This is a genomic window from Achromobacter sp. CSND-B12 (assembly GCF_052906545.1).
Window position 1 is genome coordinate 5497552 of the sequence record NZ_JBREGJ010000001.1, and the last position, 20141, is coordinate 5517692.

A 20141-nucleotide genomic window follows, 5' to 3' on the forward strand; every position below is an offset into this window, starting at 1 on the left:
GGGTTCAGGCGCGGGCCAGGCCTTCCAGGAATGCGTCCAGCGCCTGGCCGATGGCCTGCACCATGTAGCCGCCTTCCTGCACCACCACCGTGGGCACGCCCAGGCCGGCCACGCGCGCGCCGATGTCGCGGTAGGCGTCGATGTCCAGCCGCAGCACGCTGATGGGATCATCCTTGTAGGTATCGAAGCCCAGCGCCAGCACCAGCGCCTGCGGCCCGTAGCCGGCCAGCGCCGCCAGCGCCGTGTCCAGCGCCCGCAGGAACGGGTCGTTGCCGGCGCCGTGCGGCAGCGGCAGGTTGAGATTGCAGCCCTCGCCGGCGCCATGGCCGCGCTCGTGCGCATAGCCGGTGTAGAACGGGTAGTAGCCGGCGGGATCGGCATGCAGCGACACCGTCATGACGTCGGCGCGCTGGTAGAAGATGTTCTGGGTGCCGTCGCCATGGTGCGCGTCGACGTCCAGCACCGCCACCTTGGACCAGGTCTGCAACAGCCGGGCCGCGGCGGCCGCGCTGCTGTTCAGGTAGCAGAAGCCGCCGGCGCGGTCGCGATGGGCGTGGTGGCCCGAGGGCCGGCACAGGGCATAGGCCGCGCCGCCGCTGGCGGCCACGTGCTCGGCCGCGGCCACCGCGCTGTGGGTGGAGCGCAGCGCCGAGCGCCAGGTGTGCGGGCCGATGGGGCAGGACAGGTCGCTCAGGTAGTAGCCGGTCTGCGCCACGATCGACGGCGACGGGCAGGGGCCACGGCCAGCCGTTTCGATGCGGCCGCTGTAGTAGGGCGACAGGTTCGGCAGCACTTCCGGGCCGGGATCCACGCCCGGCCCCCTGAGCGCCTGCCAGCGCGAAAACGCGCTTTCCAGGTAATCCAGGTAGTCCGGACTGTGAATGCTCTCGAGCGGCTGGCGGCCGTAGTCGGGCGGCGCCTCGACCGCGATGCCACGGGCCGCCAACGCGCCTTGCAGGCTGTGCGCGCGCGACGGCAGGTCGGTGGGAGCGCTGATGCGTCCCAGCCGCATGAACTGCTGCGGCGTGTGCAGCAGCTGTTCTTCCGAGAAAAACGCCTTCATGGTGTTCCTTTGCGCGTCAGTGCGAACAGCCGGAGTCCGGAGCCTGCCCCGGCTGCTTGATCTCGATCTCGACGAACACGAATTCGGTGTCGCCGGGGTTGATGACGTTGTGTTCGACGCCCACCGGCCGGTAGTAGGACACGCCGGTGGTGAGCTGGCTGGTGACCTGGCCGTTGGGCGTATCCAGCAGCAGCGGGCCGGTGGTCTGCGGCACCACTACGTAGTTCATGCCGTGGCGGTGCCAGCCGGTTTCACCGCCGGGCGGAAAGCGCCATTCGGTGACGGTGACCTGGTCGTTGTCGATCTGGACGGTGGGCACGGCGGGCGGGCGTTGCATGCGAGTCTCCTGGTTGTGATGGCCGCTTCAGGCCGCGGCCTGCGCCTGGGTCGGATCCCAGTGCTGGCCGGGCACGGCGGCGATGAGTTGTTGCGTGTAGGCGTGCTGCGGGTTGTCGAAAATCTGGCTGGGCGATCCGTATTCCACCACTTTGCCCCGGTGCATGACCAGCACCGAATTGCAGATCTGGGCGGCCACGCGCAGGTCGTGGGTGATGAACACCAGCGCGATCTTCAGGCGCTGCTGCAGGTCGTGCAGCAGTTGCAGCACCTGCGCCTGCACCGACACGTCCAGCGCCGACACCGATTCGTCGGCCACCAGCACCTTGGGTTCCAGCGCCAGGGCGCGGGCGATGCCGATGCGCTGGCGCTGGCCGCCGGAGAACTGGTTGGGGTAGCGGTCGAACGCCGACGGGTCCAATCCCACCAGCGACAGCAGCTCGCGCACGCGAGCCTCGGCCTGGGCGCGCGGCACGCCGTTGGCGACCGGGCCGTCGCTGATGATGCGGCCAACGGTATGGCGCGGGTTGAGCGAGGCGAAGGGATCCTGGAAGATCATCTGGATGTCCTTGCGCAGCGGCCGGAAGCGCGATTCGGGCATGGCGGCGATGTCCTGGCCGTTGAAGATCAACTGGCCGCCGTTGATGCCGACCAGCTTGAGCAGGCACTTGCCGATGGTCGACTTGCCCGAGCCGGACTCGCCGACGATGCCCAGCGTCTCGCCGCGCCGCACGCTGAAGCTGACGCCGTCGACCGCATGCACCTCGCGCTTGCCGCCCAGCCAGCCATGGCCGACGACGTAGGTCTTTCTCAGGTCCTTCACCTCCAGCACCGGTTGTTCCGGCGTGGCGGCGGCGCGTTCCTCGCCGCGGCGGTGCGGCACCGCGGCGATCAGGCGCTGGGTGTAGGGATGGCGCGGGCGGTTCAGCACCTCCTCGGCCGGGCCCTGTTCGACCAGCACGCCTTTTTCCATCACCGCCACCCGGTGCGCGATCTCGGCCACCACGCCGAAATCATGGGTGACGAACATCACGCCCATGCCCTTTTCCTTCTGGATGCGGGCGATCAGCGCCAGGATCTGGGCCTGGGTGGTGACGTCCAGCGCCGTGGTCGGCTCGTCGGCGATCAGCAGCGCCGGTTCCAGCGCCAGCGCCATGGCGATCATGACGCGCTGGCGCTGGCCGCCCGACAGGCGGAAGGGATAGACATGGTAGAGCGTGGCCGGATCGGGCAGGCCGACGAAGGCCAGCAGTTCCAGCGTGCGCCGCATGCGTTCCGGTCCGGGGTAGGCGTTGTGGACCCGCATGACCTCGTTGATCTGTTCGCCCACCGTCATCAGCGGATTCAGCGCCGACAGCGGTTCCTGGAAGATCATGGCCATGTCCTTGCCGCGCATGCCTTGCAGGGTGGCTTCGTCCTGGCGCAGCAGGTCGGTGCCGCGCAGCAGGATGCGGCCCTGCTGCGGCGTCAGGTAGTCGGGCAGCAGGCCCATGATGGCGTTGGCGCTCATGGACTTGCCCGAGCCGGACTCGCCGACGATGCAGAGGATCTCGCCGGCGTGGATGTCGTATGACACGTCCTGCACCGCGAACGGACGGTCGCCGCCGCGGGGCAGGGCGATGCTGAGGTTCTGGATGGACAGCAGGGGCGGGGAAGCGTTCATGCCGGTCTCCTATTCGCCGCGCTTGCGCAGTTGCGGGTTGAGGGCGTCGTTCAGGCCTTCGCCGATCAGGTTGATGGCCAGCACGGTCAGCAGGATGGCCACGCCCGGCCACACGCTCATCCACCAGGCTTCGCGGATCATGGTGCGGGCCGCGCCGATCATGAAACCCCAGCTCATCTCGTTGCGGTCGCCCAGCCCCAGGAAGGACAGCGACGACTCGGTCAGGATGGCGGTGGCCACCATGAACGAGGCCGAGACGATGATGGGCGACATGGCGTTCGGCAGGATCTGCGTGCCGACGATGCGCGCCGGCGTCTGGCCGATGACGATGGCGGCCTGCACGAACTCGCGCTGCTTGAGCGTCATGAACTCTGACCGCACCAGCCGCGCCGCGGGCGGCCAGGACACCACCGCGATCGCGCCCATGATGGAATACATCGACGGCCCGAGGATCGCCACCAGCACCACCGCCATCGCCAGCTGCGGGATGGTCTGGAAGAACTCGGTGAAGCGCATCAGCGCGTCGTCGACCCGGCCGCCGCAGTAGCCGGCGATGGCGCCCACGACGATGCCGAACACCAGCGCCACGGCGGTCGACAGCAGGCCCACCATCAGCGAGACCCGCGCGCCCCACACCAGGCCGGCGGTGATGTCGCGGCCCAGCATGTCGGTACCGAAGGGGTAGGCCGCGTCGGTGAAGGGCGGAATCAGCGGATCGGCCACCATCATCCAGGGCGAATCCTCGTACAGCAGCGGCGCGGCCAGCGCCACGATGACCACGGCCAGCACGATGGCCAGTCCGGCCACCGCGCCGTAGTTGCGCATATAGCGTCGGGCGAATTGCTTCATGCCGCGGCTCCTTGCTGCGCGCCCGCGCTGATGCGTGGATCGATCAGGCGATACAGCACGTCGGTCAACAGGTTGAACACCACCACCATGATCGAGGTCACCAGGAAAATGCCCAGCAGCAGCTGGTAATCGCGTTGCAGCAGCGCGTCGAACATCAGTCGGCCGATGCCGGGCCAGGCGAACACGGTCTCGGTCAGCACCGCGCCGCCGGCCATCTGGCCCAGCTGGATGCCAGCGAAGGTGATCACCGGCAAGAGCGCGTTGCGCAGCACGTGGGCGCGGATCACGCGGCCGGGGCTGACGCCCTTGGCGCGCGCGGTCTTGACGAAGTCCATGCCGATCACTTCCAGCATCGAGGCGCGCGTCAGGCGCACGTACACCGCCATGAAGAAGCAGCCCAGCGTCACCGTCGGCAGGATCAGGTGCTGCGCGATGTCGGCGGCGCGGGCCCAGCCGGTCAGGCCGGCGCCCACGGTTTCCATGCCGAAGGCCGGCAGCCAGCCCAGCACCACCGAGAACAGCAGAATGCCCATCAGCGACAGCCAGAACAGCGGCGTGGCGTACAGCAGCAGGGCGCCGGTCATGACCGAGCTGTCGATCCAGCGGCGCTTGTTGCGGTAGCGCGCCTTGGCCGCGACCACGCCCAGCAGCACGCCCAGCACGATCGAAAAGACGAAGGCGCAGGACATCAGCAGGAAGGTGGCGGGCAGGCGTTCGACGATCAGGTCCAGCACCGGCACGTGGTTGCGGTAGGAAAAGCCCAGGTCGAGCTGGACCACGCCCTTCAGGTACAGGAACAACTGCGTCAGCACCGGCTTGTCCAGCCCGAACGCGACGCGCAGTTGCTCGACGTAGGCGGCATCGCCCGCGCCGGCCTGGCCCGCCAGCACGGCGGCGGGGTCGCCGGGCGCCAGGCGGATCAGGAAGAAATTGATGATCACCACGCCCAGCACGACCACCAGGGCCTTGCCGATGCGTGAAACCAGGAAAGACAGGAATTTCATGCTCAGGGTCCTCCGTGGACGGGCGCGGACGTCCGTCGCGCGGCCGGGCGCCGCAAGCGAGCCGGGGTTGGCTGCGCTTGCGGCTTGCGGCGCTTACTTCTCGATGTAGACGTCGTCGAACGACTCGTTCAGGCCGATGGCGGTCTTGACCAGGTTCTTGACGTTGGCGCGATACAACGTGGGGAACTCCATGTCCACCAGGAAGCCATTGGCGACTTCATTGACCAGCGTGGTCTGCAGCTGCGTGTAGAGCGCCTGGCGCTTGGCCGGATCGACTTCGGACGCGGCGGCTTCCCACTGCTTGTCGGTCTCGGGGTTGCTGTAGCCCTGCACGTTGGCGAACGGCGATCCCTTGACGATGTTGGACGAGATGTACAGGCGCTGCACGCCCAGCGCCGGATCGCCGTACTGGTAGGTGAAGTTGGTGGTCAGGTCGAAGTCCCAGTTGCCGGTGCGGCTGGCCCAGCCGCCGGCGTCGGTCGATTCCAGGTTGACCTTGAAGCCCAGTTGTTCCAGCGCCTGCTTGGTGTATTCGCCCAGACGGTCCCAGGTCGAGCCGTACGGGAAGCTCAACTGGCGGATGGTGTAGTCGCCAGGCTTGATGCCCGATTCCTTGATCAGCGCGCGCGCCTTCTTCATGTCGAAGGGCATCGGCGGCATGTTCTTGTCGTAGAACATCTCGGTGGTGACGAACGGGCTGGTCGAGACCTTGCCCAGGCCGAAGAAGATGTTGTTGACCACCATGTTGCGGTTGATCGCGGCCATCACCGCCTGGCGCACCTTCAGGTTGTCGAAGGGCGGCTTGCGCATGTTGAAGATCAGGTAGGCCTGGGGCGAGAACATCTCCCAGCCGGCAGTGGTGTATTCCACCTTGGGCAGGGCGCGCAGGCGCTTGATGTCGACGTTGTCGACGTCGCCGCCACGCAATACGTCGACGCTGCCGCGCTCGAACGCCACCGCGCGCGAGGCCGCGTCCGGGATCACGTTGAACACCAGCTCATCCAGGTAGGGTTTGCCGGGCTTCCAGTAGTCGGGGTTGCGCGCCAGCTTGATGTATTCGCCACGTTTCCATTCCTTGAACACGAACGGGCCGGTGCCGATCGGTTTCTGGTTGGCCGGGTTGGTCATGTAGTCGGTGCCGGCGTAGATGTGCTTGGGCATCATCGGCGCGAAGCCGGGTTCGAACATCAGCATGAAGGCCGGGAATGGCGATTTCAGCTTGATGACCACCGTCTTCGGGTCGCTGGCCTGCACCGAATCGACGAACTTGTTCAGAATCACGCGAGCTCGCGCATGGGTCTTGGGCAGCATGTCCGACAGCGTGAAGACCACGTCGTCGGCGGTGAACGGCTTGCCGTCGTGCCACTTGACGTTGTCCTGCAGGTGGAAGGTGTAGGTCAGGCCGTCGCTCGAGGCTTCCCACGACTTGGCCAGGCCGGGCTGGGGCTTGAGGTCGGTGCTGTACGTCAACAGGCTTTCGTAGATCTTGCCGGCGACGAACTGGGTGGGACCCTGCTGGTTGATGGCCGTGACGATCACGGGCGGCTCGGGCTGGACGATCATGTTGAGCGTGCCGCCCTTGGTCTGGGCCAGCGCCTGCGTGGCGGGCAAGGCGGCCGCCAGGACCAGGGCGCCGATGCTGAGGGAGAACCAAGTCTTCGATTTCACTGCGAGCCTCCGGGCTGGAAGAGGGTTGTCAGGTGGCCGCGCGTCACGCGGCGTGTGCCGGCTATGACAAGCAAACCTCGTGCCACCTGTTTCTCGGGGAACTGCGGGGTGGAGCTGCTACAACAATGCTACGTATGGGTGCAGAGACGGCGCCGCGCACCAATGCGGCGACAGACGAGGTGCACGGTGGGTGCGCTATTGGGTGATGTCGATCCAGGTGGTTTTGAGGTCGCTGTACTTGTCCAGCGCGTGCAGCGATTTGTCGCGGCCGAAGCCCGACTGCTTGACGCCGCCGAACGGGACCGTGATGTCGCCATCGGCGTAGCAATTGACCCACACCAGGCCGGCGCGCAGGCGGCGCGACAGGCGGTGCGCGCGGCCCAGGTTGGCGGTCCACAGGCCGGCGCCCAGGCCGTACGAGGAATCGTTGGCCAATGCGATGGCTTCGTCTTCCGTATGGAAGCGCTGCGCCGCCAGCACCGGGCCGAAGATCTCCTCGCGGATCAGCGTGCTGGAGGCGTCGGCGCAATCGAAGATGGTGGGCTCGATGTAGAAGCCGCCGCTCTCAGCGTGCAACTGGCGCCCGCCGATGCGCAGTGTCGCGCCCTCGGCCTGGCCGGCCGCGATGCGCGCCATGACCGAGCGCGTCTGGCGCTCGTCGACCATGGCGCCCAGCGCCGTGGCCGGATCCAGCGGGTTGCCCGGCCGCATCTCGGCGGCGTGGTGCGCCACTTTTTCCATGAAGGCGTCGTAGATGGCGTCGTGCACGTACAGGCGCGAGCCGGCGATGCACACTTCGCCCTGGTTCGAGAAGATCGCCAGCGCGGCGATCAGCGCGGCGCGGTCCAGGTCGGGGCAGTCCTCGAAGACGATGTGCGGCGACTTGCCGCCGCATTCCAGCCATACGCGCTTCAGGTTCGATTCGCCCGAATAGCGCATGAAGCGCTTGCCGGTGGCGGTGGAGCCGGTGAACGCCACGCAGTCCACGTCCGGATGCAGGCCCAGCGCGCTGCCCGCGACCGGGCCCGTGCCGGGCACCACGTTGAACACGCCCGCGGGGATGCCGGCCTGCTCGGCCAGCGCCGCCAGCCGCAGCGCGCTCAACGACGACTGCTCGGCCGGCTTGAGGATCACGCTGTTGCCGGCGGCCAGCGCCGGCGCGACCTTCCAGGCCGCCATCAGCAGCGGATAGTTCCAGGGAACCACGGCGGCCACCACGCCGAGCGGTTCGCGCGTGACCGTGGCCAGGGCATTGCCGCCCGTCGGTGCGATCTCGTCGTAGCGCTTGTCGATGGCCTCGCCATACCAGGCGTAGCAATGCGCGGTTTCGGGCAGGTCGAAGGCCAGCGCGTCGCGGATCGGCTTGCCCATGTCCAGGGTTTCGATCAGCGCCAGTTCCTCGCTGTGTTCGGTGATGAGCTGCGCCAGCCGCGTCAGGCGCGCCTTGCGTTCGCGCGGCGCCAGTTGGGACCAGACGCCGGCTTCGAAGGCGCGGCGGGCGGCCGCCACGGCGCGGTCGACGTCGGCCGCGCCGCAGGCTGCCACGTCGGCCAGCTTGCGGCCGTCGATCGGGCTGGTGGCCACGAAGGTGGCGCCGTCCGCGGCGTCGACGTAGGCGCCGTCGATGTAGGCCTGGCCGCGCAGCGTCAGCGCAGCGGCGCGGGCTTGCCAGTAGTCGAGGGTATGCAGGGTCATGACGAGGTCCTCGATTCAGCGCGCGGCGTTGGCGCGGGCCATCATGGCGTCCAGCAGCACGTTGCAGCCGGCTTCCAGGTGCGCGGGCTGCGCGTCTTCGATTTCGTTGTGGCTGATGCCGTCCTTGCACGGCACGAAGATCATGGCGGTGGGCGCCACGGCTGCCATGTAGACGGCGTCGTGGCCGGCGCCGGTGACGATGTCCATGGCCGGCAGGCCGCGGCGCGCGGCGCCCTGGCGCACCTTCTCCACCAGATCGGGATCGAACGGGGTGGGGCGGAAGTACTGCACGTCCTTCACCTCCACCTGCACGCCGTGCCTGTCGGCGATCTCGCGGCAGGCCTCGCGCCATTGCTGGTCCATGCGCGTGAGCGTGGCCTCGTCCTCGTGGCGCAGGTCGGTGGTGAAGCGCACCTGGCCCGGGATCACGTTGCGCGAGCCGGGGTGGGCATGGATCTCGCCCACCGTGCCGCGCCCGTGCGGCTGGTGCGCGTTGGCGATGTTGATGACCGCCTGCACCAGGTAGCTGGCGGCGAACAGCGCGTCGCGGCGGATGCCCATGGGCGTGGGGCCGGCATGCATCTCCATGCCGGTCACGGTGACGTCGTACCAGCGCAGGCCGAGCGAGCCGGTCACCGCGCCGATCACTTTTTCTTCGTGCTCCAGGATCGGACCCTGCTCGATGTGGGCCTCGAAATAGGCATCCACCGGGCGGCCGCCGACCGGTTCCGTGCCGGCGTAGCCGATGGCCTGCAGCTCGTCGCGCACCGCCAGTCCCTTGGCGTCGCGCGCGCTCAACGCCGTCTCCAGCGAGAACTTGCCGGCGAACACGCCCGAGCCCATCATCACCGGCACGAAGCGCGAGCCTTCCTCGTTGGTCCAGATGGCCAGCTCCAGCGGCGCCTCGGTCTGCACGCCGGCATCGTTCAGGGTGCGCATCACTTCCAGTCCGGCCAGCACGCCGAAGCAGCCGTCGAACTTGCCGCCGGTGGGCTGCGTGTCGATGTGGCTGCCGGTCATCACCGGGGGCAGCGAGTCGTTGCGGCCGGCGCGGCGGGCAAAGATGTTGCCCACCTGGTCCACGCGGATCGTCAGGCCGGCGTCGCGCATCCAGCCGGTGACCAGGTCGCGGCCCTGGCCGTCGAGCGCGGTCAGGGCCAGGCGGCAGTTGCCGCCCTTGGGCGTGGCGCCGATCTCGGCCAGATCCATCAGGGATTGCCAGAGCCGGTTGCCGTTGACGGACAGGGATGAAGTCATGGGGATCCTCGTTCGGTGTTAGTGGGTGGAGGCGGCGGCCTGGCGGGCCAGCGCCGCGTCGCGGATGGCGGTGAGGGTCTGGCCGGGGGCGATGCCGTCGGCGTCGTAGCGGATTTCCAGCAGCGCGGGCCGGCGTTCGCGCTCGGCGTAGGCCAGCGCGCGGTCGAACGCCGCGGCGAAATCCTCGGTGCGCTCGACGGCTTCGCCATAGCCGCCGTAGCCGCGCACGATCTGTGTGAAATCGGGGTTCTCGAAGTCCAGCGCGATCGGGCGTCCGGGAAACTCGCGTTCCTGGTGCGCGCGGATGGTGCCCCACATGCCGTTGTTGAACACCAGCACCACGATGCCCAGCCGGTACTGCTGGGCCACGCCCAGTTCCTGCAGGTTCATCTGGAAGCAGCCGTCGCCGGCATAGCAGACCACGGTCTTGCCGGGGTATTCGAGTTTGGCCGAGACCGCCGCCGGCAGGCCGTAGCCCATCGATCCCACGGTGGGCGCCAGGCTGGTGCCCGGACCGGTGAACTGGCGATAGCGGTGCGGATACAGCGCGTAGTTGCCCGCGCCCACCGTGATGCAGGCGTCCGGCGCCAGCCGCTGGTTGACCAGCGCGGCCACGGCGTCCAGGCCCAGCGGGCCGGGCGAGGGCAGCGGCGTGAGCGAATCCAGGTACTCGGCATGGGCCGCGCGCACCGCCGCGCCGCGGGGCGTGGCGTGGGCAGGCCGCAGCGAGGCGACCGCTTGTGCGAACCCGGCCACGCTGGCCGCGATGGCCTGGGTCGGGGCGTAGACGCGGCCCGGTTCCTGCGGATCCGGATGGACATGGATCAGCGCCTGCCGCGGCAGCGGGCTCTCGATCAGCTGGTAGCCCTCCGTGGTGGCCTCGCCCAGCCGCGTGCCGACAGCGAGCACCAGATCGGCGTTCCTGATGCGGGCCCGCAGCGCCTCGGTCATGCCCCAGCCCATCTGGCCGGCGGCATTGGGATGGCGCTGGTCGAAACATTCGAGCCGGCGCCATGCGGTCGCCACCGGCAATTCGAAGCGTTCGGCGAAGGCGGCGATCTGCCCGATCGCGTCGGCATTCCAGCCGCTGCCGCCCAGCACCATGACGGGCCGTTCGGCCTGGTCGAGCAATTGGCGCATGCGTTCCAGGTCGGACTGGCCGGGGCTGGCGGCCACGCGCTGGTAGCGCGGCATGTCGGCCACTGTCGCGGTGCCCCACAGGGTGTCTTCCGGCAGCGCCAGCACCACCGGGCCAGGGCGGCCGCTGGTGGCGGTGGCGTAGGCGCGCGCCACGAATTCCGGAATGCGGTCGGTGCGGTCGATCTGCGCCACCCATTTGGCCATCTGGCCGAACATGCGGCGGTAGTCGATCTCCTGGAAGGCCTCGCGTTCGTAGAAGTCGTTGCCGACCTGGCCGACGAACAGGATCATCGGCGTTGAATCCTGGAAGGCGGTATGCACGCCGATGCTGGCATTGGTGGCGCCCGGACCGCGTGTGACGAAGCAGACGCCCGGTTCCCCGGTCAGCTTGCCATGCGCCTCGGCCATGTAGGCGGCGCCGCTTTCCTGGCGGCAGACCACCGGTTCGATGGCGCCGCGATGTTCATTGAGCGCATCGATGCAGGGCAGGTAGCTCTCGCCCGGGATCATGAAGATCCGGCGCGTGCCGTGGATGCGCAGCTGCTGCATCAAAATCTGGCCGCCATTGCGCGGCAGGGGGGCTACAACCGTCATGCAAACACTCCCGGGGAGGTGCTGTCCGCGTCCGGCGCGGACTGGTTTCATGGCAAGGCAGGGGCGCGGCGGCGCCGGCGGGATGGCGAGCGAAGCCTAGATGTCGGGCCGGATGCTCCCGTCGTCGTCGCCGAAGTCTTCCCGCAGGCGCGCCAGGATGCCGATCAGGTGCGCATGCATGGCATGGCGCGCGCGGATCGGATCGCGCGCCAGGATGGCGGTCAGGATGCGCTGGTGCTCGGCATGGGCGACCGCCCAGACCTTGGTGTTGACGAAGTAGTCCTGCATGCGGCTGAACACCGGGCTGGCCAGGCTCAGGCTCCACAAATGCGCCACCGCCGCCGCCAGCGCCGCATTGCCGCAGGCGGCGGCGATGGCGCTGTGGAATTCGCGGTCGTGCCAGCCCGGCGCGTCGGTCAGCGACATGGCTTCGTGGGCCGCGCGGATGGCGGCGATCTGCGCCGGCGAACCCTGCTGCGCGGCGAGCGCGGCGCACTCGGGTTCGATCAGCATGCGCGCTTCGAGCAGGTCGAAGGGACCGATATCGTCCTGGGTGGCCGCCTGGGCGCTGGCGGTGAGGGCGGGGGCGGCCTCGCGCGTGGCGGTGACGAACACGCCGGTGCCCACGCGCACTTCCACATAGCCTTCGATCTCCAGCGCGATCAGCGCTTCCCGGATCGAGGCCCGGCTCACCTGCAGTTGCTCGGCCAGTTCCCGTTCCGACGGCAGCCGGCCGCCGCGCGGGAAATCGCCCGCGCGGATACGCCCGGCGATCTGGTCGGCGATCATGCGATAGAGGCGGGTCACGGCGACGGCTTGGAAGGTGTTCATCTCGGTACTGCAAATTTTGGTCAGGTGGTCAGGCCACCAATATAGGTAGCTTCCCCTTGAAATAAAAGTAAAAAACGCCAAACAGAGGGAAAACGATCAGAGGGATTTCCCTCTTCCTATCTGGTGGTCAGGCCAGCTAGGGGGCACCTGTGCGGGTAGGCCGCGGGCAGGGGGCTTTACAGTTTCAGAACAATTGCCGAACAAATCCCCCGGCGTTGGAGCCGGACCGGATCTGATAATTCCTGCGCCTCGAAACGGGGCGACAGGGCGGGGCATCGCGTACGCCAGGAACGGGAGAGTGGCGTGCAATCTGGCGTCAAAGAGACGTGGAAACCGGGGCTGTGGCAGACCGGCATCGGCATGGCGGTGTTCGCCCTGGCCTGGCTCTGGTTGTCGAACCGGATCGTGCTGGTCCCGCCGACCGACAACATCGAGCAATTGATCTGGGTGCGCAGCCTGGAATGGGGTTACTACAAACATCCGCCGCTGCCGACCTGGCTGCTGTGGCCGGTGGTGCGCCTGCTGGGCTGGAATGCCTGGGCCACCTATGTCCTGGGCGCGGCCTGCACGCTGGGGGCGTTCGCGCTGTTATGGAACATGCTGCGCGGCATGCGCGGCGAGGCCTATGCCGCGACGGCCGCGTTGGCCGGCCTGTGCATCACGTTCTACAACGGCCGGTTGTACTTCTACAACCACGAGATCGTCCTGATTCCATTGGTGGCGGGGTGCGCGGCGGCGTGCTGGCAGGCCTACAGCACCCGCAAGATCGGCTGGTGGGTCGTGCTTGGCCTTTGTCTTGGGTTGGGCGCGCTGGCCAAGTACCAGGCCGCCGTCGCGGGACTGGCGGTGCTGGCGTTCTGGTGCCGCCGCAAAGCCTGGCGCGACCCCATGCAGCGGTTCGGCCTGCAGGTCGCGGGCCTGACCGCGCTGGCCGTGTTCGCGCCGCACCTGATCTGGTTGATCCACCACGATTTCGAGCCGCTGCGCTATGCCATGTCGTCGTCACTGGCCGCCGGCCTGCCATGGAGCGGGCGCGCGCACGAGATCGCCAGATGGTGGGGCGACCAATTGCTGAACCGCGCGCTGCCGGCCTGGGTTTTCCTTGCGGCGCTCTGGGTAGTGGGCCGTGGAGATCGCAACGCGCGCGCGGCGGCGCCGGCCGCGGACGGCGACGCGGCGCGCGCGCTGTTGCTGTCGTTCGGCCTGATCCCGCTGCTGTTCGTCAGCGTGATGACGTTGATCTCGGGTTCGCATATCCAGTTGCACTGGGGCACGCCGTTCCTGCTGTTCGTCGTGCCGGCGGCGATGGAGCTGACGCGATCGGCCTGGCAGGCGCCTTTCCGGCCGCGCCGGGCGGTCCTGGTGTTCGTGCTCATCCAGCTGTTGCTGATGGCGCGGGTGGAATTGACCGGCCCCAATGGCGCCGGCCTGATGCGGCGCGCCTCCGACTGGCGTTACTTCGACGCGCAAGCCCTGGCGGACACGCTGCATCCGCGCGCCGTCGCGGAACTGGGCGGTCCGGTGCGCGTGATCTCGGGGCCGTGGGAGGAGTCGGGCGCATTGGCGTTGAGGCTGCCCGGGCAACCGTTGGTATTGATCCACGGGCAGCTGCGATTCAGCCCGTGGGTTGGCGCCGACCTGCTGGCCGCGTGTGGTGCCCTGGAATTGAGCAAGGGCCGGACGCGGCCCGATGGCTTCGCGCCGGTGGGACCCGCGTTTCCGTCGCTGTACTGGCGGGTCTGGCGGCCAGCCACGGATTGCGGCGGCGATGCCGCGCCATAGCGCGGACAGGGATCGTCCGGGCGGTGGCGATGGACGGGAAGGGCGGGCGGCGGCGCATGTCCGCGGCCCGGCCGGCCGTCCCGCTTCGCTGAACGGGGAATCAGGTTCCGGAATCGGGTTCCGGCGTCTGCGTGAAGGCGCGCACCAGGCGCGCAATGCCGTCCAGTTCGTCGTGCGCGCCAGTCGCCCATTCGGGCTTGTCGAAAGGGCTGTCCGATGGCGTGTCGTCCAGATTGGCCTTCAGGTCGTCCAGCAGCTCCAGCGCCATATCGGTGGCTTGCGGGCTGCCGCGGGTGGAAAGGGCGATGGCGATCGCCAGCGCCTGGCGCAGCGCGAGCAGGCGGCCGTCGAGTTCGGTGTCCACGGGGAAGGTCCTTGTGATGGGGGGAATCCCCGCATTTTACGGGGCGGGGCGCCGCCACGCGCCGGGACCGGCAGTTTCGGTTGTTGCGCCCCTTTGCCTGCCTGCGAGCCCGTTTGCGCAAGATCAAGGCCTGGGGGGAGCCTCAGGCGAATAATCAAGGGTATGCAAGCCGTCCTACGCCCACTTTCCGCCGAACCGCCGGCCACCGCGGCCGAACCGTTCTTTCCGCCCCAGTTGCTGGCCCGGCTGGACAAGAACGGCCCTCGCTACACCTCCTATCCCACGGCCGACCGCTACCACCCCGGTTTTGCCGAAGCCGAATACCGCCAGGCCTTGCGGCAACGGCGCGAGGCCTGTACGAACGAGCCCCTGTCGCTCTACGTACACATTCCGTTCTGTGATTCCGTCTGTTACTACTGTGCCTGTAACAAGGTCATCACGCGCCATCACGATCGCGCCGCGCGTTACCTCGATGCCCTGGCGCGGGAAATCGCGTTGCACGTGGCCGAACTGGGCGCGGGCATGCCGGTCTCGCAGCTTCACTTCGGGGGCGGCACGCCCACCTTCCTGTCCGACGAAGAACTGGACCGCCTGATGGCGGACTTGCGCGGCGCATTCCGTTTCGAACCAGACGCCGAAATCTCCATCGAGGTGGATCCCCGCACGGCCACCCCGCAGCGGCTGGAGAAATTGCGACGGCTGGGTTTCAACCGGCTGAGCTTCGGCGTGCAGGATTTCGATGCGCGCGTGCAAGTGGCGGTGCATCGCGTGCAGTCCTTCGAAGACGTGCGCGACCTGATGCAAAGCGCCCGCGCGCTGGGCTATGCCTCGATCAACGTCGACCTCATCTACGGCCTGCCGCTGCAGACTGCCGAATCCTTCGCGCGCACCATCGCCCAGGTCAGCGCGTTGCGGCCCGACCGCATCGCGCTGTACGCCTACGCCCACCTGCCGGAACGCTTCAAGCCGCAGCGGCGCATCAATCCGCTCGACCTGCCCGACCGCGCTACGCGGGTCGGGCTGCTCAGCGCGGCCATCGAAGGGTTCCTGAAGCAGGGCTACGCCTACATCGGCATGGACCATTTCGCCTTGAACACCGACGCCCTGGCCATCGCCAAGCAGCGCGGCCAATTGCATCGCAACTTCCAGGGCTACAGCACCCAACCCGATCGTGATCTGGTCGCGCTCGGCGTATCAGCCATCGGCCGCATCGGCGATACCTACAGCCAGAACGCCAAGGACCTCGACGAATACTACGCCGCCATCGAATCTGGCCGGTTTGCGGTCGAAAAGGGACTGGCGCTCGATGCGGACGATCTGGTCCGCCGTGAGGTCATCATGGACATCATGTGCCAGGGGCGCGTGGATTTCGCGCGCGTGGAGGCGCGCCATGGCCTGCGGTTCGGCACGTATTTCGGACCGGAGCTGACGCAGATGGCCAACCTGGCCGAACTGGGATTGGTGAACCTGGGCGCTGGCGAACTGCGCGTGACCGGCCTGGGCTGGTATTTCGTCCGGGCGGTCGCCATGGCGTTCGACGGCTATCTGCGCAGCGCCAGCACGGGCGCCAGCTACTCGCGCATCATTTGAGGCGCCGGAGTGGGCGTCGGCGTCGTGCGATGACGGCCGGCCGCCGGGTGGGGGTCATTCCGCGAATTTTTCGCGCAGGAACAGGGCCAGCGCCAAATCGTCGGACAGCTGCAGCTTGCGCATGGCGCGGCGCTTGTGGGTGCTGACGGTCTTCTTGCTGCGCTTCAGGCGCATGGCGATCTGCGTGACCGACATCCCCTGGCTGATATGACGCAGGACTTCGACCTCGGAAGTGGTCAGCAGGGCATGCGGCGGCCTGGGGGACAGGGGGCGGATCTTGCCTTCCTGCACGGACAGGAACGGGTCCTTGCGGCTGAGGACGCCGTGGATCATCTCGGGCAGCAGGATCATGCCCCATTGCTTGGCCAGGTAGCCGTTGGCGCCGGCGCGGAACGCCGCATACTGGGTCTCCTGGCGGTTGCCGGCCGAGAACGTGATGATCGCCATGGTCGGGTGATAGCGCCGCAGCCTGCGCAGGTAGTTGACGCCGTCCCAGGGCTCCTGGGGCAGGTAGAAGTCGATCAGGGCGACGTCGCAAGGCGAGGTCGCGAGTTTTTCCAGCAGCCTGCGGGCCGAGGTTTCCTGGTGGATGACGCGGAAGCCGGGGCGCGAGTCGAGGTAGGCGCCGACGCCCAGCGCGACGACCGGATGGTCGTCCAGGATCGCGACCCGGATGACGGGCGGCGGCCGCGACAGCAGCAGGTGCTTGCGAGAATTGGGGCGGTCACCTGCATCGTTGGGTCGCGGCTCGGAAAAGGAGGCGGCGTCCGGCGCTGAGGCAGTATTCATCAAGGCTCCACAGAATGGCAATGGCAACGGTCCGGTAAAAAGGGCGCGCCCGTGGGCGGCAGCTCCGTACTCGCCGTAACCAGTCCGAAATTCGAGTGCGAAGCTTAGGGTCTTACGGCTCGTTCCGGCCAAAAACTAAACGCGAATAAGACGAAACTACATTCGTAATAACGTAGCGCGACGTTACTGGCCCGCTCGCGAGGTGCCGCCCGCGGGGAATAGAATTCCCTTGTTTTCCGGACCGGCATGTGGCCGGACCGCGGCGCAAGGCAAGCATGGCGATGGACGGCAGATGCCCAAGAAGATCCTGGTGATAGGCAGGGACGGCCAACTCGGCTTCGAGTTGCGGCGCAGCCTCGCGCCCCTGGGCGTGGTGACGGCGGTCGGCCGGGCCGATTGCGACCTGACCTATCCGCTGCAGATCGCGCGGCTGGTGCGGCGTGAAAAGCCCGACGTCATCGTCAATGCGGCTGCCTTCACCGCGGTCGAACGGGCGCAAGAGGATGGGGTGCGCGCCATGCGCATCAACGCCGAGGCCGCGGGCGAGCTGTCCGCGCTGGCTGCCGAGCGCGGCGCGCTGATCGTCCATTATTCGTCCGACTACGTGTTCGATGGCGCCAAGCCTGGGGCCTATGACGAGCGCGACACACCGGCGCCGTTGAACGTCTATGGCCGCAGCAAGCTGGCCGGCGAGCAGGCGGTGCGCGCCATGAATCCCGCGCATCTGGTGTTCCGCACCTCGTGGGTCTATGGCGTGTTCGGCAATAGTTTCCTGAAGACCATGCTCATGGCCTTGCGTCAACCAGAGACGCTGCGCGTGGTAAGCGACCAGCGCGGCGCGCCGACGGGCGCCGCCTATATCGCCGATGCCACCGCCCTGGTCCTGGCTCGCTACCTGGCGCGGCCGGCGGACGGGGCCTTTCCGTTCGGCCTGTACCATCTGGCGGCCACCGGCGACGCCAGTTGGCATGAATACGCCTGCTTCATTGCCCGGCAGGCCCGGCGCGCCGGCCTGGCGGTCACGTTGACGCCCGCCGACATCCGCGCAGTGCCATCCGATCAATACCCCACCACCGCGCGCCGTCCGTTGAATTCGCGGCTCGACAGCCGGCTGCTCGAGCGCACCTTCGGAATCCGCGCCCCGCACTGGGAGGACGGGGTGACCCATGCCCTGGCCGCGATCGCCGACAGCCGCAACCTGGCCTGATCCGGACACGCTTCTTGCCGGCACTGTCGTGCCAATGTCACGAAAGGGGGCGCAAAAGGTGCTACAATCGGCAACGATAAAGCCCGTCAGTTTCGCTGGCGGCGCATCGCCAGGTTGTCCTGAAATTACCCCGCAAGGTCCGAATACCATGTTTTTCCCGCTGGCACGAACTACGACCCGGAACTTTCGCCCTATGTCGCGTTAGTTTTTCGTGCGTCGGGTTTCACCGTGTCAGGTCAGCGGTAGGACTCAGCAAGACAACCAGATAAACGCGGCTACCAGCCGCGTTTGTCGTTTCTGAATTTCGTTTCTTTTTCCCAAGAACCCCAGGAAGCACTCCCGATGGTACAGATCACATTGCCCGATGGTTCGCAGCGCCAATACCCGGGGCCGGTCACGGTCGCCGAAGTGGCGCAGTCGATCGGCGCGGGATTGGCCAAAGCCGCCTTGGGCGGCCGCGTGACCTTTGACGGCGCCGACTCCACGCTGGTCGACACCAGCTACCGCATCGAGGGCGACGCCCGCCTGGCCATCGTGACCGCCAAGGACGCCGACGGCCTGGACATGATCCGCCATTCCACGGCCCACCTGCTGGCCTATGCCGTCAAGGAGCTGTTCCCCGACGCGCAGGTCACCATCGGCCCCGTGATCGACAACGGCTTCTACTACGACTTCTCGTACAAGCGCCCGTTCACGCCGGAAGACCTGGCCGCCATCGAGAAGAAGATGGCCGAGCTGGCCAAGAAAGACGAAGTCGTGACGCGTGAAGTCTGGTCGCGCGACGACGCCGTCGAGTTCTTCAAGGGCATCGGCGAAAAATACAAGGCCGAGATCATCGCCTCGATCCCGTCGAACGAACCGCTCAGCCTGTACCGCGAAGGCGAATTCATCGACCTGTGCCGCGGCCCGCACGTGCCGTCCACGGGCAAGCTGAAGGTCTTCAAGCTGATGAAGGTGGCCGGCGCCTACTGGCGCGGCGACAGCAAGAACGAGATGCTCCAGCGCATCTACGGCACGGCCTGGGCCACCAAGGAAGAACAGGAAGCCTACCTGCACATGCTGGAAGAGGCCGAGCGCCGCGACCACCGCAAGATCGGCCGCGAGCTCGACCTGTTCCACTTCCAGGACGAAGCGCCTGGTCTGATTTTCTGGCACCCCAAGGGCTGGGCGCTGTGGCAGCAGGTGGAGCAGTACATGCGCTCCGTCTATCGCGACAACGGCTACCAGGAAGTGAAGGCGCCGCAGATCCTCGACATCTCGCTCTGGAAGAAGACGGGGCACTGGGACAACTACCGTGAAAACATGTTCACGACGGAGTCCGAGAACCGCGTCTATGGCCTCAAGCCCATGAACTGCCCGGGGCACGTGCAGATCTTCAACGCCGGCCTGCACTCGTACCGCGAGCTGCCGCTGCGCTACGGCGAATTCGGCCAGTGCCACCGCAACGAACCGTCCGGCTCGCTGCACGGCATGATGCGCGTGCGCGGCTTCACGCAGGACGACGGCCATATCTTCTGTACCGAAGAACAGTTGCAGGACGAATGCGCCGACTTCACGGCCCTGCTGCAGAAGGTCTATCGCGACTTCGGCTTCACCGAAGTGCTGTACAAGGTCGCCACGCGCCCGGAAAAGCGCATCGGCTCGGACGAGGTCTGGGACACGGCCGAACAGGCCCTGATGGAAAGCCTGCGCCGCACCGGCTGCGAATTCGAGATCTCTCCGGGAGAGGGCGCCTTCTACGGCCCCAAGGTCGAATACACGCTGAAGGACGCTATCGGCCGCCACTGGCAGTGCGGCACGATCCAGGTCGACTTCTCCATGCCCGTGCGCCTGGGCGCCGAGTACGTGGACCAGAACGACCAGCGCCGTCCGCCCGTGATGCTGCACCGCGCCATCCTGGGTTCGCTCGAGCGTTTCATCGGCATGCTGATCGAAAACCACGCCGGCGCGATGCCGCCCTGGCTGGCTCCGGTGCAGGCCGTGGTGTGCTGCATTTCCGAACCTTCGGCCGATTATGCGGCTGAAATCACGCAAAGCCTGAAAAAACAAGGCTTTAGAGTAGAGTCCGATTTGCGCGGTGAAAAAATCACTCGTAAAATTCGGGAGCACAGCCTGCAAAAGGTGCCGTACATCCTCGTCGTCGGCGACAAGGAGAAGCAAAACGGTACCGTCGCCGTACGCGGATTGGGCGGTCTGGACCTCGGCGCCATTGCGTTCGACGACTTCGTCGCCCGCCTGTCCGAAGACGTATCCACCCGCCGCGACGTCAATCAACCCGATGGCAGCGCTGCTTAACATTTCTAGGAGCT

General features: G+C 67.2%; 16 protein-coding genes. 4 read left to right on the plus strand and 12 right to left on the minus strand.

The genetic code is table 11. The features are described 5' to 3' along the window. Positions 1 to 4 precede the first annotated feature (4 nt). The 10 genes from ACUTAG_RS25855 to ACUTAG_RS25900 all read right to left on the minus strand — a co-directional run bounded on the left by ACUTAG_RS25855 (position 5) and on the right by ACUTAG_RS25900 (position 12100). Complete coding sequence (locus tag ACUTAG_RS25855; RefSeq protein WP_054485923.1) at positions 5 to 1063, minus strand: histone deacetylase family protein; 1059 nt, start codon at positions 1061 to 1063, stop codon at positions 5 to 7. A gap of 16 nt (positions 1064 to 1079) precedes the next feature. After that, on the minus strand, positions 1080 to 1400 hold the full coding sequence (locus ACUTAG_RS25860; RefSeq protein WP_006387975.1) for a cupin domain-containing protein: 321 nt from the start codon (positions 1398 to 1400) through the stop codon (positions 1080 to 1082). 27 nt (positions 1401 to 1427) lie between these two features. Further along, a complete protein-coding gene (locus ACUTAG_RS25865) occupies positions 1428 to 3062 on the minus strand; it encodes an ABC transporter ATP-binding protein (protein WP_020927033.1) in 1635 nt (544 codons plus the stop codon). Between the two features lie 9 nt (positions 3063 to 3071). After that, positions 3072 to 3911, minus strand: a complete 840-nt coding sequence (locus ACUTAG_RS25870) for an ABC transporter permease (protein ID WP_006387977.1) — start codon at positions 3909 to 3911, stop codon at positions 3072 to 3074. Continuing rightward, entirely contained in the window at positions 3908 to 4915 is a 1008-nt protein-coding gene (locus ACUTAG_RS25875; RefSeq protein ID WP_006387978.1) for an ABC transporter permease, read from the minus strand. The genes ACUTAG_RS25870 and ACUTAG_RS25875 overlap by 4 nt, the downstream gene beginning before the upstream one ends. 93 nt (positions 4916 to 5008) lie before the next feature. Further along, the gene (locus tag ACUTAG_RS25880; RefSeq protein ID WP_006387979.1) at positions 5009 to 6583 is read right to left on the minus strand and encodes an ABC transporter substrate-binding protein; all 1575 of its coding nucleotides are present in this window, start codon (positions 6581 to 6583) and stop codon (positions 5009 to 5011) included. 195 nt (positions 6584 to 6778) lie between these two features. Then, positions 6779 to 8278, minus strand: a complete 1500-nt coding sequence (locus ACUTAG_RS25885) for an aldehyde dehydrogenase (RefSeq protein ID WP_148316611.1) — start codon at positions 8276 to 8278, stop codon at positions 6779 to 6781. A 15-nt stretch (positions 8279 to 8293) separates the two neighbouring features. After that, positions 8294 to 9535 carry a Zn-dependent hydrolase gene (locus tag ACUTAG_RS25890; protein WP_148316613.1) on the minus strand — a complete coding sequence of 414 codons (1242 nt, stop codon included), beginning with the start codon at positions 9533 to 9535 and terminating at the stop codon, positions 8294 to 8296. Positions 9536 to 9553: 18 nt separating this feature from the next. Then, the gene (locus tag ACUTAG_RS25895; RefSeq protein ID WP_024068402.1) at positions 9554 to 11269 is read right to left on the minus strand and encodes a thiamine pyrophosphate-binding protein; all 1716 of its coding nucleotides are present in this window, start codon (positions 11267 to 11269) and stop codon (positions 9554 to 9556) included. 96 nt (positions 11270 to 11365) lie between these two features. Continuing rightward, positions 11366 to 12100 (minus strand): FadR/GntR family transcriptional regulator, encoded by a 735-nt coding sequence (locus ACUTAG_RS25900; protein ID WP_020927038.1) that lies wholly within the window; start codon positions 12098 to 12100, stop codon positions 11366 to 11368. A gap of 303 nt (positions 12101 to 12403) precedes the next feature. On the opposite strand from ACUTAG_RS25900, the gene ACUTAG_RS25905 reads away from it, so the two are divergent. Further along, positions 12404 to 13882, plus strand: coding sequence for a glycosyltransferase family 39 protein (locus ACUTAG_RS25905; RefSeq protein ID WP_148316615.1), 1479 nt, complete (start codon positions 12404 to 12406; stop codon positions 13880 to 13882). 100 nt (positions 13883 to 13982) lie between these two features. Here the strand turns inward: ACUTAG_RS25905 and ACUTAG_RS25910 are convergent, their stop codons facing one another. Next, positions 13983 to 14246, minus strand: coding sequence for a hypothetical protein (locus ACUTAG_RS25910; protein ID WP_049053308.1), 264 nt, complete (start codon positions 14244 to 14246; stop codon positions 13983 to 13985). Between the two features lie 162 nt (positions 14247 to 14408). Here ACUTAG_RS25910 and hemN point away from each other — a divergent pair, with 162 nt between their 5' ends. Next, positions 14409 to 15836: an oxygen-independent coproporphyrinogen III oxidase gene (gene hemN / locus ACUTAG_RS25915; protein WP_187378256.1), complete on the plus strand. Its 1428-nt coding sequence runs from the start codon at positions 14409 to 14411 to the stop codon at positions 15834 to 15836. Positions 15837 to 15890: 54 nt separating this feature from the next. Here the strand turns inward: hemN and ACUTAG_RS25920 are convergent, their stop codons facing one another. Next, positions 15891 to 16625, minus strand: a complete 735-nt coding sequence (locus ACUTAG_RS25920) for a response regulator transcription factor (protein ID WP_054505520.1) — start codon at positions 16623 to 16625, stop codon at positions 15891 to 15893. Between the two features lie 292 nt (positions 16626 to 16917). Between ACUTAG_RS25920 and rfbD the strand changes: the two genes are divergently transcribed. Next, complete coding sequence (gene rfbD / locus ACUTAG_RS25925) at positions 16918 to 17832, plus strand: dTDP-4-dehydrorhamnose reductase (RefSeq protein WP_047993531.1); 915 nt, start codon at positions 16918 to 16920, stop codon at positions 17830 to 17832. Between the two features lie 342 nt (positions 17833 to 18174). Further along, complete coding sequence (thrS, locus tag ACUTAG_RS25930; RefSeq protein ID WP_006387989.1) at positions 18175 to 20127, plus strand: threonine--tRNA ligase; 1953 nt, start codon at positions 18175 to 18177, stop codon at positions 20125 to 20127. Positions 20128 to 20141: the final 14 nt, after the last annotated feature.